Raw genomic sequence first — 15454 nt, 5'->3', positions numbered from 1 at the left:
TTCGAGAGAGTGATTTAACAAATGCCGCAGATAATAACTCAAATTGAACCTAATTTGCACACCTCTTGGCAAAAAGAGTTGTCGAATGTGGTTACCGATCCTGCAGTGCTGCTGTCTCGCATTGGTATTGAGCCAAATGACTACCAACAGCATTTTGCTGCACGTAAGCTGTTTCCTGTCCGAGTGCCCGTTCCCTACATAAATAGAATCAAGTTTGGCGATATTAATGATCCTTTGTTAAGACAAGTTATGCCACTAGATAGCGAATACAACTTGCTTGAAGGTTATAGCGACGACCCGCTTGAAGAACATGACACGGTCGCAGAAGGATTGTTACACAAATACAAACACCGCGTTTTGATGATTGTGAAAGCAGGATGCGCCGTAAACTGTCGTTACTGTTTTCGTCGCCACTTTCCATACCAAGATAACAGCCCTAATAAGTTTCGCTGGCAAGCGGCGTTAGACTACATAGCAACGCACAAAGAGATTCATGAAGTTATTTTTAGCGGTGGCGATCCTTTAATGGCCAATGATAACCATCTACAGTGGCTAATTGAAAAAGTAGAAGCAATAGCTCATGTAAGTCGCTTGCGAATTCATACGCGACTTCCAGTTGTAATTCCCAGCAGAGTAACTAACTCTCTCGTGGATATGTTAGCCACTAGCAGACTGAAAGCTACCATGGTCCTACATATTAATCATGCCAACGAGATTGACGATGCTGTTGAGTCAGCTGCCAAGCGTTTGAAACAAGCGGGTATTCCCCTGTTCAACCAAAGCGTTTTGCTAAAAGGCGTCAATGACAATGCCAATACCTTAGCAACACTTTGCGAAAAAGCATTTGATAGCGGCATCCAGCCATATTACTTGCATTTGCTAGACAAAGTGCAAGGAGCTTCTCATTTTGATATTTCAGAGCAAGAGGCGGTCAGCATCGTTAACGAGCTGATGGCAATACTTCCGGGCTTTTTAATGCCAAAGTTAGTCAGAGAGATTGCTGGAGAACCTAACAAAACCCCTATTAATTTGCGATAATGTCGCCATTGAAAATGATTTGTAGATTCTTATGTCTGAAGCAGTAAACCAAGAACTGATTAACAATATTTCTATCATCCTAAAAAAGTCGCTAAGTGCAGATGCCACATTAGCCGACTTACGAGAAAATAAGAAAGCGGGCTTTGCCGCTATTTTTAAAGAGGATGCTGGTTTTAAAAGTACGGCGAACACGTTTCAGCCGTATGTAGAAGAAGTCGCAGACGATTTATTACAGTGGCAGAAAAGCCAAGATAAAGAGCAACTACTGGCTTTGGTTAAAAAAATTGAGCAACTGTTACTCGTACTCAACAATTTTGAAAACGCTTATACCGAATAAAAAAAGCAGCACCTGAGTGCTGCTTTTTTTATTTAGCGAATTCAGCCTAGAATTTATTAAGATTTAGCAATAAGCGTTTCAAAGGTTTGGTTGAACCACTTTTCAATCATGTACTTCTCATACTTAAGTGATTCAGAATTCACCTTAGTATTGACGTGATGTAAAAAATTCATATCTTTCAAGTCCTCTTGACCTGCGGTAACCACCTCTTTATCAGCGTCGAGCAGTGAATACTCGAACTCGAAGCGTGGAAAATGAATTTGTCGTACGATGCGGATTTGCTGCGTTCGGCCAAACTCTACGTTACCAGCCAAATCAACATTGGTCACTTTTACATGTAATTTTTGGCCTTCTGGTAACTTAGCTGCAAGCTCAACAAAGAATTCTTCAAATTCCTTAAATGTACGCTCTTGGAAGCGCTTACGTGATTCATTAGCCGGGCGAACGTCACGATACTCATCAGGATTAATCCATTCTACTGACGCTTCTGCGGCTTGCGCTGAAGCCACGGTAAATAATGGTGATAGTGCTAATACTATTGCGGCTAATTTCAATTTCATTTCACTGCTCCTTAACCATTTATTTGTTGATGACGGTTGCGAATTCTTTCTCAAACCAGTCAGTTATCATATACTTTTCATGCTTAAAGGCATCATCATCAAGACGATTTGCTTGTCGCAAAAAGTTACGACCCTTCAGCTTACTTTCCTGTGACTGAATTACTTTACCTTCTGCATCTTTTAACCGATAGGTCAAAATCATGTTCGGGTAGTACATATCACGAACAATCCGAATTTGCTGACCATTAACCATATCAATGCGACCTGCTAAATCGACTTGTGTCACATCTATCGATAACGTGAACTTGTGTGGCAACGAGGTGCCAAGCTCGTTCAAATGGGCGTGTATTTCTTTGAAAAAACGTTTTTGAATTTTAGCTTTGGTTTCAGTTACTGACTTCAGATCTCGGTATTTATCGGCATTAGACCAACTGATATCAACAATACTGGCATAACTAATCGGTGATAAAAAAGCAGCAACCACAAAAGCGATAGTTAGTTGTTTACGCATTTTTACTCCTATTGCCTAAATGATATTACTATAGACCCACAAAAAAGCCGCTGGTTCAGCGGCTTTTTATTAACTTTCGTCTTCCTCTCGGGGACCAAAGGTGTATTTAAACCACTCATCAATCATCTGCTTTTCATAGCCTAGCGTTAACGCTTTATTTTCGTCAGATGTTGTTTCCATAAAATCAGGCTTTTTCAAGATAACGCCACCCGCTTTTATTACAGCACCATTCTCTGCTAACAACTTGTAATTAAACTTAATACGCGGGAAGTACTTTGAAGACACAAAACGCTTCCGGCGCGTTTTACTATCTACGTTAACATAGCCTGCTAAATCCAAATCACGTACAGTAATTTGCAGTATTTGGGCAGTTGGTAGCCTCTCAGTCGCCAATTTAGCAAAGTTTGCCTCTAACTCTGCGAACGTATCTTCTCTAAACTTTTCACGACTATTGCCACCTGGGTGAATATCACGAAAGCTATCTGGCTCCACCCATTCTAGCTCTACCGTTGCGGCAGAAGCAGATACGCTAGCCATTAATACAACTGCTACTGAAAAGCTTAACAATAAGCGCTTGCCTAACATTGCATTCATTTGTTGAATAAATTGAAACATAGAACTATCTAAAAAACTGATCAAAAATGTTAATTGGCGTTAAAGAATGAAGACATTACCGTTCTTACGACGTGCTCTGTTCTTTTTACCCGCTCACTCGCAGAAAAGTCTTCTTGAACAAAGCCTTGTACTGCACCGCGCCAAACTCTTTGCTTACTTTCACTATCTTCAATATAGATAAGAAAGCTGCCCTTTTCCAAGTCGTCGCTTACTTGAAGACCAGGCGATACGCCAAATCTTTCGTTGATTGTCTGGTCACTTAAGTCTTTTTCAAGGGCAACAGCGTAGACCACTTCAAAATCTGCGCTGTCATTTAAAGACATCTGGTAACCGGCTGATTGCAATAGCTGCGAGATGTTTTTTTCGTAAAGCTTGTACACTGACGCCAACTGTTCTCGAGAAACAGAAGCGCTTTCTAGGTAACGCGAGGAAATACGAAAAGTACTGCCCTTGGCGTATTCTATTGGAAGGTCTTTAACGCTAGAAATAGCAAGTTGAGTTTCTTTTCCAGGCTCCTCAATAGGCACTTGAACACACCCAACTAATACAGCAGCCGCCAACAAGGCCGCGCTTAGGTTAACTTTTATCATATGACCTTCCTGAATTAGATAACAATTACACCTTCGTTTGCGCGCTAATTGTACTCTCAACTACCGGATAATACACATAAAATTTGCAACATTATGTACAATATTTCGTGAAATAGGGTTACCACTAAATTAAATTATTTTTACGAGTGTACAGAATACAAGCGTTCACGCATTATTTGCCTATAAATCAAGCCATCTGATATGTATGACAAAAAGGCTGCACTCTATAAGTAGGTAGGTCTTAGGTTGGTATAGGTACCCTCTGGTTTCGCATAAGGCGCTAAAAATAGTGACAATTTTTCAAAGCGCATACATTCATGACTTTTCGTTTACTTGGCTTGGGTTGCTCCTAAGCCTAAAAACGCCACTGTACAAATGCACCGATATAGTCGCCATCGAACTTGTTTTTGGTATCTTTGGCTTCGAACTCTGTGTAGGCGTAGCGAACTGATAGCATATTATCTTCACTAAAGTGGTAGCCCCATTCGGCTAGAAAGCCGGTGTCGCTATCGAATTCGATGCTGGTATCTGGTGCATTTTCGATTTCAAGTAAAAACTCGGTATCAAACGCTTTGAATATACCAACACCCACGCTTTGTTTTTCATCTATTTGGTAGTAAGGGATTAGTTCGACCACTATGCGGTCAAAGGTAACTTCAATATCTTGAATTGAATCTTCTAAATCACCTTCGGTGTAATCAAAGTGATAAGCTAAATTAGCCTGAATACTCCAAGGTGATTCAGGTTGTTTAAAATTAACACCACCGCCAATGTAGAATAAATTGCCGGCCTTGATTTTCTCATCAGGGAAATCATCTAACTCAACGTCAGCTAATGTATCGCCACCATACGTTACCCCCAACACCACCACTGGCGAGATCTCAATTTCGTCAGCGTGAATGTTGGTAGCCAAAAGGGTTAGGCTAAATACTGTTGAGGTTAATAGCTTTTTCATCATTTCCTTATGTGAAAAGAAAACCAGCTCCCGCTGGCTTTCGTTTGCTTGGCTTAGGTTGCTCACAAAGAGGCTAAAGCTTCATTTAATTGGACTCTGCTCTTATTTACATACTTCGCATTTTTAGCCATTGCATAACTAACTGCTCAGTATCTTCCATCATTTTTGCTATTTCCAACGTAGGAGTAGAGCAAAACTTGCAATCTGTCGGCTGACAAAAGCTTTCTGTTTTTGCACCGCTTTCTATAAGGTATTTTGCCATATCTAAGTAATTTGAAATTAACGCTGTATTTAATGGCGTAGATTTGTTTCTAAACACAATGTTAATTTCTGCTCCATAGTTTATGGCCTTTTTGAGTAATTCCTTATCTCCATATGTTGTAGCAGCAACTAAAACAGCCAAATTCACTTCGGAGTTTTTTATGATTGACGGATTCTGATCTAAAATTTCTCCAACTAACTCAAACTTTTTCCAGCTAAGTGCATCTACAATTTGCTTTTCTGGCTGATCTTTAGAGTTTATTTTTCCCTCACTAAAGTCGATATCGTCAGGTAACGATTTTGTAAAAATAATGAGAGACTGGTCAGAAATAGTATAACTAGGTATCGACAAGTCTTTTTTGTTTAATGAATTGCCAATAACTCTCCCTGTTAAATCGTATAAAGATCCATCCATTGGGTTCATTATCGCATTTTTATCACTTTTGATTCTTAATTTGACTCCGATTTCTGGAGAAGCACCAATAGCTACAAACCACTTATCATAAGAAGAACGCAGTCTATATTGATTAAACTGTTCGCCTCGCAATAGTCCGTTTGCAACAGTATTACCATAGCGTCTAGCATAAAAATCGTTTGAGGCTAAATTAACTGCTTTGTCTGTAGAAGTATTAAGCAACTCGATTTGCTCTCGAGTCCTATGATATACAAGTACAGGCAAGTTCTGCCAATTTACAAATTGATACTCACCTTCCTTTATTCTCGACAAGTCAACAACAACATCCGCAAAACAGTCAAATGAGGTAGCTAGAAATATGACTAAATAAATTATTTTCATATGATTAACCCCCACCTCCACACTGAATAACTACATCAACATTATTTCCACAACTAACGGTAGTATAATATCTACCGCCAGCATTAATTGCTATCGACGGTACTGATTTTGAAAAATACCAGCCATTACCAACTAAATTTACTTTTAATTGGGAACTATTTGCATTGATATGCGGCTTGTTGTAATTCGACGGTGTAGGATTATTGTTTTTCAAATAATCTTCCGGTGGATTAGTACAGTCATTCATCGCTTGGCATTGCAATGTCACAGCAGAGTTATAGCCATACATCCCCATATCCACATGCGCTCCTTGAGGGAAAAACATTATTTTACCGTCAACTCCTAGTGCCCATTGACCATCTACCCACCTAGGTGTGTAGCCCTCCATATCGGCATATTCTAGTTCTTTGGTAATTGGGTTTGTATATCCTTTTCCTGTTCTTTTTTCTCTATTCACATGAGCATTCATAGCGAATTGAAATGCAGCAGTAATAGCACCATTAGCAAATTTACCTCCTGTTAGGTTTGATACAGTACCACCGACTACAGCAGATGAAATTACTCCTCCGATTAAGTCATTTGGCATGTTACCAGAAGATTGTATTCCTTTGGTCAACCCTGCACTCCAGAAGCCGTGCCCAAAATTACCGCCCCGCAAATCAGAAATGATACCACCAGTTAAAGCATGTGCACCTATGTGAGCCGCTCCACCATTCTGGAAAAAACCAGTTCCAGCCCCAAAACCTTGACCAACACCGAAGAAAGCTAAGCTAGAAAATGCACCAACAGTAGCGCCTTTAAGTGAACCAGTCGCAACATAACCAGCTAAAGCTCCTCCTGAAGCTGCAATTATTGCTGCACCTGAATAGGCCTCTAATCCTACGAACAAATTAACACCAACCCCTGTTACTGCTGCAATTCCTATGGCGAGTGCGGACCTCCAATGCTTTTTGACAAATTTCTTCAAAGATTTAAAGAAATACCCACTCGGATCGGTATAGCTAAGAGGGTTATTCAGCACGTAACTGTAACGGTTATAATTCTGGCTGTTCGTTGGAGCCTGAATATGGGGGTCAGCTTGAAGGAAACGACCTAAAGTTGGATCGTAGATTCGACCGTTCATATGGATAATGTCGGCATGGCTGACATGCTCATGTCCGGTAAAGCCTCTTCTTGTCACCAGTTCAAGTGACTCCAAACTCATGGTTGCAAATATGTTAATGTGGTCTTTTAAAACGTTCGCAGATAATATTTCTTGCTTACCCCATGGGTCATATTCAAGAACCTGTTTTACCTGCCAATTTTCGTCGACTAGAACATCTATATTACCGAGGTGATCTTTGAGTAAATAACTCGATTCCTGCGTGCCATTACTGCGGCGCAAAACAATAGTATTGGGTAGTTGTCGACGAATAGTGGTGACATTGCTGTCAGATTTGGTTTCTACTTCTACATTACCAATAAAGTAGGTTTTTGTCGTTACACCATCCTTTTCAGTCAGACGCTTGTATCTTTGCTGGTTTGCAGCATAGCTAAATTGAGTACGTCCACCCGCATTCGAAACAAGAGTTAGCTTGTTTTTTGCGCTGTAGACAAAGGTTCTTTCACCATCACTGAGTAAATTCCCATTGTCATCGTACTCAAAATCTTTATCGGTACAGCCGGCGCTACCAAACCCGCTAACCGCATGTGGGTTGTCAGAATGATAACAATAGCCCTTCCCCTGTTTAGACTTAATATTCCCGTTATCATAATAGGAGACAATTTCACTGCCATTTAAGTGCGTTAATCTGTTGCTTGTGTCATAGTCAAACGATTTTAGGCCACCAGTTTTAAAGGTTCTACGTTCTTTACTTCGCAGGTTATTCAAGTTATCAAACGTAAACTCAACACTTTGAATCTGTATACCATTTGATACCGTAGAAATTGTGTCTAAGCTGCCACGCTCTTGGTCATAAGCTTTTAATGTCCTAATTTTGTTTGTTGCACTTTCCGAGCCACCAAATTCTTGCTCGACCACATTACCGAATGCATCAATAGCAGTTACTTTTGCATAAATTTTTGCATCGGCAGATCCCCCATTTCTCGCTTCTTTCTGAACTGCTAAATAGCCATTTGGGTTGTAATTACGCTCAACCCCCCAACAGCTGCCAACTGCGATTCCATTATCTAAACAGCCATATATATTTGAATTGTCAGCCTCAAAAGTTTGGAAAAGTCGACCATATTTGTCATAGGTTGTCTGCTCAACGTAAATTTCACCATTATCAAGAATGGTTGAAACCGTATCCATTCGTCCATATTCATCGTAACTGAATTGTTTAGAGTGTTCGGTCCCCTTAGTTTCCGTTTGTAGTAAGTGAGATATAACGTGTTGGCCACCTTGTCCAATATAGGTAAAATCAAACACGTCAGACTCTACAACGGCGTTATTCTTATCTCGTGTTACCTTACTGCGAGTACGGCCGAAGTTATCAATATCTATGTGTGTGACGTTACCTGCATTATCTATTTGCTCATATAGGTTACCTAACCCGTCATATTTGTATTGATAAAACCCTGTGCTTGGATCGTCAGTATTTTTCTTACGGCCATAGTCATCGAACTCAATTGATGTCACAACATTATCAACATTCGTTACTTCGACTAAGTTCCCAACAGCATTGTATGCATACTGTATAGTGCCTATGTTATCGGTTACCGAAACTAGCTCCCCAATATAATTCTTGGCTTGCAGCTTTATTTGATCTGCTGCCTTGCCATCATTGGGGAGTAAGGTATCTGAATAAGTTACCTCATATTTGGTCTCGTCAAACGAGGTCGCCAAATGGCGTTCAGATCCATCAGGGTAGGTTGTTTTATATAACCTGTGGTAGGAGTCATAGTAATTGTATGTCCAGTGAGTTGGCGTAGCACTTTTCGAAGGGTTAGATACTTGCGTTAAGTTTCCGTCTTCATCATATCTGTTTACTTGGAAAATCCACTCTGATGCCTCAAATCCCTGTTTCGCTGTCCCTACCGAGTGACCATATTGGTCAAAATACTCGTATTGTATAGGTTGCCCTAATGTTTCGATTTTTTTCGCGAAGATAAATGGTTCGGAAATCGAGACTTCAGGAGATTTTGTGTATGAGATGTATTGATTGACCCCTGTACTCGTTTGCACAAAAAATTCACGACCGAATGCATCATACAATTTTACTGTTTGGACACCATTAATATCGGTGCTCAAACCTGGCTGGCCATAAATATTTAACTCACTGGTTGTATGTTCATACAATTTAAAAGACGCTTCAGCGGTGCGTTGGATTTCACTTATAAGGTATTTACCATCAGCATAGACATAACTCGTTTTCCGATACGAATTGTTATCAGCCGGATAATCTAGACACGTTCCATCGAAATCAATATCATCTGTTACCAGCTTCTCGGTTATATTACCAAAGCTATCTCGACAATATATTGTTTGGTTTAAATCACTTGCTTCCTTACTCAAAAGGCCACTAGTCGGAGAGTACTCAAATGACGCATGTCTAGTAACAATTTTTTGGTCTTTCGCATTACCGTTTGAGGTAGTAACAGTCGCCGTTTTTAGCCTATTTGGCCGCCATTGATTTGATGAATGGATAGTTGCGTCGCTGTATGTATTAACTGTCTCTACAGTTCGATATTCGGTACCAATAGAAATTCCATGATCGTAATCATAGACAGGTGTTCCATCTGTAACGGTAATTTTACTTGGCAGTAAATAGTCATTGTTTTTGATAACATATTCATAAGAAGTAACCGTTGCCCCAGTGCGATGTTCACGTCCCCCGCCAGAACCCAGCGTGGTAATTACGTTAAGTACCGCATTTTCTTTTAAATAAGGGGCAAAAGTTTTAAGACCATTCAGTTGATACAAGTCATATTTGTTTCTCGACTCACTCAGTTCTGTCTCAAAGCTCTCAGTATTTGCTGTACTACTCACTAGGCCTGTAAAAGGAAACTCTTGAAGAAAATTCGTATTAAGGTTTTTGTCAGTTCTACGGTCCGATACCGTCATAGATTGGAAGCCAAGTGAACCACGTCCACCGGACTGAATTCTCATCCCGAAGTAATCATAATACTTACCTGTGGTTGTATCGGTTTTATAAACACCAGATTCACCATCATAGCCCGAAGCTTTGTGATATATGCCATAAACTAAAAATGTTGGCGCAACTACATCAAAAACAGGTGAACACTTATCGGATAACGAGGGGTAAAGTGGATTATTACAAATTCCCCAGTTTAGCTCTTCAGTTCCGAATCCTTTGCGATATAAAGATGTATTGGTCATCAAATCATATTCAATGGTCGTCGTAACATCAAAACCATTGGTTACCGCTTTTATTTTATTACCTGCAACTCTCGAAGGAGAATTATCAACATTATATATAAACTTGCCTTGAGAGTTGTCTATATAACCTAAATCTAAAACTCCATTACCTGTCCAGTCGCCTGCAATAACAAAGTCGTTGTTTTTACTGAAGTTACTATTTTCACTATGCATTAAGACACTTTGTTCAAAACCTCCTCGAGACTTATCAAACATGATGTTGCGCCACTGTTTGTCGGTGGCGCTAAAATACACAACATCTAAAAAACCATCGCGGTTGAGATCGATAAACTGCATCCCTTGCATATCATCAATTTCTAATGGATTTCCACTTCTATCGGTCAATGTGATTGCGTTTACATCTAACCTGTCACCATAATCAACCGTAAATGTTGTTTCGTTGCTGTGCTGCATTACATAGACAACGTCACCTAGGCCATCACTATTAATGTCAGCAACTTGAATTTTTTCTTCATACAACTCATGCGAATTTTGATAGCTTGACGGGAGGGAGCGATATGCTTCGTAAGTATATGAGTCATCAGTGGCATCGTATACAAGTTTAAATTTGACCCAATAATAAATAGTTTCTAACGGGCTGCCCTCTCCACAGCTTCCGCCATCTTCAAAATATACATCAGCGACACGCATAAGGATGTCTGCTGCTCCGTCGCCATTGAAATCCGCGGCAGGAATAAAAGAAGGGAACGTATCGATATTTCTAGATGAAAGAAATGTACTGTTGCTTTGAGTTGAACCGCTGCTTCCCTCAATGGGGTCAGGGACACTGCAAGCTTCTATGACTTCATTAGCTAAAAACGTTTGCTTGTGGCTAGCTGATTCAATGCTGTTTATGACTGAATTGCTCAATACGCCCCTAATCATCTCTTTTTGGCCAAAATTGAGAGGCCCTAAAATAGGTTCAACGTCACCAAATTCTACACTTACGGGCTTAGGTGTATCGTACGATTTAGTCGCTCGCTTATATAACGCAATATAATTCTGCCCCTGTTCGTTCCTGTAGACTATATCAGGCAGAGCATCTCCATTAGCGTCATGAAGTAACATGTTATCAGTAGTGTCTTCAAAAAAGAGGCCGGTATTATTTCGATGATAAATTATGTCAGCTGTTACATCTCCGCTGAAACTACCATGAGAAAAGTCGAAATCATAAATACTCCACTCATTTTTACTAAGATAAGCTTTATAGTATACCAGTTCACCTTTGCTATCCCCGTCATAGTCAACAGCCTTTAAAATTGGAGGTTCATCATTGTTAATTTCAAACGTATCTAATTTAATTTGCCTATATGTACTGAACCCGCTATAGCTAGAATTTCTCGCCACATAAAGGGAATACTGACTGCCGTCTTTAGTGATGTATGCAATGTCATTGAAGCCATCACCATCGATATCCACTGACGTAACTGCTTTTACATTATCGTCTTCAAGACTGATCGAACCTTCATAGCTTTTAAATGCAGTGTATGGTTGATTGTGCCATTCAAACACCGTTGGATTTAAACAAATGTCAGCGTTTTCTCCAGCACACTCCTCTATACTCTTCACCCTTTCAATTTGAGTATAAGGGTCTTGCTCGTAACTGATGTTATAAGTACGAAAGTGAGCATTTGAATTTTGCGTGGTTAATGCGCTTATGGAAACAGAATCCAGTTGAGCCCTATTAGATACTTCGAATAAGGCATCTGGCTCGACAAGGGTATTTATTCTTCCAATACTCTTTCTATATCCCGTACTGCCATCAATTCGGGTTGGCTCTTGGCGATAGTTGAAAGTCACTTCGTTACCGGAATACTCAACCCTTGCTAACACGACTTCATAAAAGCCCAAATGACCAAGCCCATCTTCGGCTGGTGTTCGCCACTCAGTATGGTGACCGTCATAAAAGTAAAAAATAGAGTTACCTGAACTATCGGTTGAGCTTGTAATTAAATAACTCCAAACATCTCTTACCTCATAGTCAGGGCCAACCCACCCATCACTTCTTTCTCCATTGATGTCATGAAGACCATAATAGTTGATAGAGCCATCAGGTAATTCAACAACGAAATGTTCACCACTGGCGGAATTAGCTTCCTTGTGCGTAATCCGAGTTTGACTATTTATTTCAGTTCTATACTCGGTATTACTTGCTCCATACTCTCCTTCTACAGCGATTAACGGTTGACCATTGTAACAAAACCCATATTCGGCATCTGATGCTGGGTGAATACCGAATGACTCATAAGTTTTTCTACAGCGAGAGATAGCTGATACACCTGTAATACTCCAGCCTATACCTAAAGGACCATTTGGTGATGATGAGTTATATTGAAAACCTAATTCTGGGCTGATCCCCCCCCTACCTACGGGTAGTGAAAAAGGAATGCTATAGGTAGCTGAGCCTGAGTTGTCTACACTTAGTTCGCCAGGTGTCAGACCAATCACGGTTGAAGACGTATCTTCAATTGGTGCAGACGCCGCAAATGGCGTCTGCTGAGCGCTTAACTCTATATCAACAAAGTTATCACTTGGTAAGCCTGTTAATACGGTGACGTCAACGCTAGCGCGCTCCCCACAACTACCGTCTTTACAGGCCTCAATATAAAAAACATATTCTCCAGCAGACAATGGTTGATAATTGAATGAAAAACTTTCAAAGGTAAGGTCTCTAGCCAAGCTGTGCAAGGTCCCACCATTCACAGTAAAATAGAGATTAAATACAGCGTCAACCGTATCTAAAGGTTCGTCCCAAGAGAGTGTTAATGACTCCCCAAGGCTTATTTCAGATTTATCGGTTCGTAATTCATCGAACCAACCAACCCATTCTGAGTTATCCTCAATAAAAAATGCAACCTCTTCAATATCTGATTCTTTGCCTTCATTGTCATACGCTTTTACGTAGATAATATGGTCACCTGACTGAAGTGAATCAAATACGTGAATAAAAGGAGCAAAAGAATCTGTGATCCATTCTCCATTATTTGCCCTGAACTCTACTCGATCTATACTTCCGTCAACATCTTCTGCGCTTGCCTCAGCAATTACGGTACCTGTACTGCCAAAAATTTCATTTTGAGCAGGCGATATGATTGATAACGTAGGCTTAGAAACATTTGTATCTGCTACCACGTTAATACTGATAGACTTAGTTTCAGAATATTCACCAACATTATCCAATGCCCTTACGTAGATAACGTGGCTTCCAACGGGTAAAGCACCAAAAGAGTGATTATAGGGCCCCTCGCTATCAATGACCCAAGCATCGGTATTAACTCTAAATTCAACCTGTGAAACAGTGCCTTGAGCATCCGGATCTGATGCTATTGCATCAACAATGATTTCATCACCTTCAGTAAATTGCTGATTATCTGCTGGGGAGCTGATTGAAACAGTCGGAATTGAATTCGCCTCGCTAACATCTAAGTTAATATCTGCAGATGAACTACAAGAGCTTAGCGTCGAATCAGCGCACGCTATTACCCTGTATGTATAGGTACCTGTAAACTTCTCGTTTGGATTTACCGTAATTGACTGCTTAACGCTATTCGCGTCATGCGCTAATGACTCCCATATTACTCTAGATATAGGAAAAATGTCCGGTTGTACTTCAATAACCTGGTAGACACCTTTAGATATGTCGAAATTGTCTGGTGCTAGCCACTCTATTGTCGCAGACTCACGCACTGTGATCTGATGTGGCATTATCTGAATAGACTTAGGTACACCTGGTGGTAGTACACCAGGATCAGCAATAACTTCGACAAAGGACTCTGGGCTATAGCCCGAACATGCAGAAAAGTTGCATGCGGAAACCTTATAAAGATATGTCCCCAACTTTGTTTTACTTAAGGTTACTGGATTGTTTGGGGTACCTGTATACTCTTTATATCCATCAGGACCAACTTCGACTAAAGAAAAGTACATAGCACCTATACTTTTAGGAAAAGTTATTTGAAATTCTTTTCCAATAGTTACCGTGTTTGGCGATATCTCGGGGCTATCATCAGGTGTTGGTGGCGGTGTTGGTTTGGGGCCACAAGGATTGCCACCAAATTTGGGAGTATGGAAACCTTTACTAAACGGACTAGGGGGTGGTTCACAATCATTAACGTCAGTAGCTATCTTATTTCGCTTGTACGCTGTGGAAAAACTTGTTTTCAAAGAACCAACAATCGACGCCTCTGTATAAGGCATTGGTGCGCAAGTGCGACCGAATAAACCTAGGTATGGACTAAAAAACAAGTTATTACACTGTCCAACTTCGTTAGCAGTACTTTGATTACGCAAACGAACTAACTCGTAACCTGAGCGAGTTTCGTTATAGTTAGCAATAACATTGTAATCATTTGAATTCCATCGCTCACCATTAATTAAAGGTGATATTTGCTCTAAGAGCTTTGATTTAAATTTGCCGTGTTTATTTGAATAGGCAATAAAATGAGGGGTGTTCGAATTTTTAGCTTGTGCAAAGATGTCATCTAAGCCATCACCGTTAAAGTCTTCAATAATTAATTTTCGCCTGTTACTAAAAACTTTTTTTACGTCACCTTTTATTTTTTGTGCGATTTTGAAAGTGTTATTGGATGATGCGTGATAAACAGCTATATTTTTCGTATCACTAACTACCACGTCCGACAAACTGTCTCCATTAAAGTCACCAATAAAAAACTTCAATTTTTTGTTAGACGTAAGCCATGGAAAGTCATTTTCATTAAAAATCTTTGAAGGGGTAAAAGACGATTTAGCAATCTCTCCCACTGACTCGTAAAAGTATACTTTTTGCTTTGCATGAAATATTAGTAGCAGATCTGTATCTTGATCACCGTTAAAATCGGCAAATAACGGAGTGGCGTTTTTTTTGTGCCAGCTTGTACCATCGATTACTTCAGGTAACTTAATAAGTTGTTGCTTTGACCAAACAAAGTTGCCGTCATGATAGCGCGTGTAAACTAATTTAGACTTTTTATTAGGTTTTTTGGAGTGCAAGAATAGATCTTGGAGGCCGTCGCCATCGAAGTCAGCAAGATGTTTTTTATATTTTTCATCTTTCCAAGCTACACTCTCTATTTCGGAGTATGCATGTGAGTATCCAACAAAAAATAGGCATAGAGACGCTATCACGCCCACAAATTTTGACATGTGAATTCCCTTTCTTTTTATTTTTAGGCGACTCTATTTTTATCCATACACTGCAGAGTCTTTGTTCATATTAATAACAAGTGTTTAAAAATGTGTCAATATTTGTATATTTATCGAATTACTACATTCAAAACTAACCTGTATACTCAAAATATCTAGTTTAAACACGAAATAATTAACAAAGAAAGCCAGTGATCGGTCACCGGCTTTGAGACTTGAAATTTATTTTAGAGTAGTACGTTAAGTTGCAATTACATATCTTCTCAGACAACCTTACAATTCATAAAAT

At 39.8% G+C, this 15454-nt stretch carries 9 protein-coding genes; 2 read left to right on the top strand and 7 right to left on the bottom strand.

The features are described 5' to 3' along the window. The first annotated feature begins 21 nt into the window (after positions 1–21). Positions 22–1038, top strand: a complete 1017-nt coding sequence (gene epmB, locus ACFSJY_RS15520) for an EF-P beta-lysylation protein EpmB (protein WP_386036239.1) — start codon at positions 22–24, stop codon at positions 1036–1038. A 31-nt stretch (positions 1039–1069) separates the two neighbouring features. Then, on the top strand, positions 1070–1375 hold the full coding sequence (locus ACFSJY_RS15515) for a hypothetical protein (RefSeq protein WP_386036236.1): 306 nt from the start codon (positions 1070–1072) through the stop codon (positions 1373–1375). Positions 1376–1431: 56 nt separating this feature from the next. On the opposite strand, the gene ACFSJY_RS15510 is transcribed toward ACFSJY_RS15515, so the two are convergent. The 7 genes from ACFSJY_RS15510 to ACFSJY_RS15480 all read right to left on the bottom strand — a co-directional run bounded on the left by ACFSJY_RS15510 (position 1432) and on the right by ACFSJY_RS15480 (position 15165). Next, on the bottom strand, positions 1432–1935 hold the full coding sequence (locus tag ACFSJY_RS15510) for a DUF3016 domain-containing protein (protein ID WP_386036233.1): 504 nt from the start codon (positions 1933–1935) through the stop codon (positions 1432–1434). 19 nt (positions 1936–1954) lie between these two features. Next, positions 1955–2446 carry a DUF3016 domain-containing protein gene (locus ACFSJY_RS15505; RefSeq protein ID WP_386036230.1) on the bottom strand — a complete coding sequence of 164 codons (492 nt, stop codon included), beginning with the start codon at positions 2444–2446 and terminating at the stop codon, positions 1955–1957. A 69-nt stretch (positions 2447–2515) separates the two neighbouring features. Next, complete coding sequence (locus tag ACFSJY_RS15500; protein ID WP_386036227.1) at positions 2516–3061, bottom strand: DUF3016 domain-containing protein; 546 nt, start codon at positions 3059–3061, stop codon at positions 2516–2518. Between the two features lie 29 nt (positions 3062–3090). Then, on the bottom strand, positions 3091–3651 hold the full coding sequence (locus ACFSJY_RS15495) for a DUF4136 domain-containing protein (RefSeq protein WP_386036224.1): 561 nt from the start codon (positions 3649–3651) through the stop codon (positions 3091–3093). Positions 3652–4006: 355 nt separating this feature from the next. Further along, positions 4007–4606 (bottom strand): outer membrane beta-barrel protein, encoded by a 600-nt coding sequence (locus tag ACFSJY_RS15490; RefSeq protein WP_386036221.1) that lies wholly within the window; start codon positions 4604–4606, stop codon positions 4007–4009. Positions 4607–4712: 106 nt separating this feature from the next. After that, positions 4713–5663, bottom strand: coding sequence for an ankyrin repeat domain-containing protein (locus tag ACFSJY_RS15485; protein ID WP_386036218.1), 951 nt, complete (start codon positions 5661–5663; stop codon positions 4713–4715). Between the two features lie 4 nt (positions 5664–5667). Next, on the bottom strand, positions 5668–15165 hold the full coding sequence (locus ACFSJY_RS15480; protein WP_386036215.1) for an FG-GAP-like repeat-containing protein: 9498 nt from the start codon (positions 15163–15165) through the stop codon (positions 5668–5670). Between the last annotated feature and the right edge of the window lie 289 nt (positions 15166–15454).

It is taken from the genome of Thalassotalea euphylliae, assembly GCF_042682785.1.
GTDB lineage: Bacteria > Pseudomonadota > Gammaproteobacteria > Enterobacterales > Alteromonadaceae > Thalassotalea_F > Thalassotalea_F euphylliae.
This window is presented reverse-complemented; position numbering and strand designations above follow the sequence as displayed.

Bases quoted from the DNA above. Each gene is read 5' to 3' on its own strand.
- ACFSJY_RS15480 (WP_386036215.1), bottom strand. From the start codon at position 15,165: ATGTCAAAATTTGTGGGCGTGATAGCGTCTCTATGCCTATTTTTTGTT.
- ACFSJY_RS15500 (WP_386036227.1), bottom strand. From the start codon at position 3,061: ATGTTTCAATTTATTCAACAAATGAATGCAATGTTAGGCAAGCGCTTA.
- ACFSJY_RS15495 (WP_386036224.1), bottom strand. From the start codon at position 3,651: ATGATAAAAGTTAACCTAAGCGCGGCCTTGTTGGCGGCTGCTGTATTA.
- ACFSJY_RS15490 (WP_386036221.1), bottom strand. From the start codon at position 4,606: ATGAAAAAGCTATTAACCTCAACAGTATTTAGCCTAACCCTTTTGGCT.
- ACFSJY_RS15510 (WP_386036233.1), bottom strand. From the start codon at position 1,935: ATGAAATTGAAATTAGCCGCAATAGTATTAGCACTATCACCATTATTT.
- ACFSJY_RS15515 (WP_386036236.1), top strand. From the start codon at position 1,070: ATGTCTGAAGCAGTAAACCAAGAACTGATTAACAATATTTCTATCATC.
- epmB (WP_386036239.1), top strand. From the start codon at position 22: ATGCCGCAGATAATAACTCAAATTGAACCTAATTTGCACACCTCTTGG.
- ACFSJY_RS15505 (WP_386036230.1), bottom strand. From the start codon at position 2,446: ATGCGTAAACAACTAACTATCGCTTTTGTGGTTGCTGCTTTTTTATCA.
- ACFSJY_RS15485 (WP_386036218.1), bottom strand. From the start codon at position 5,663: ATGAAAATAATTTATTTAGTCATATTTCTAGCTACCTCATTTGACTGT.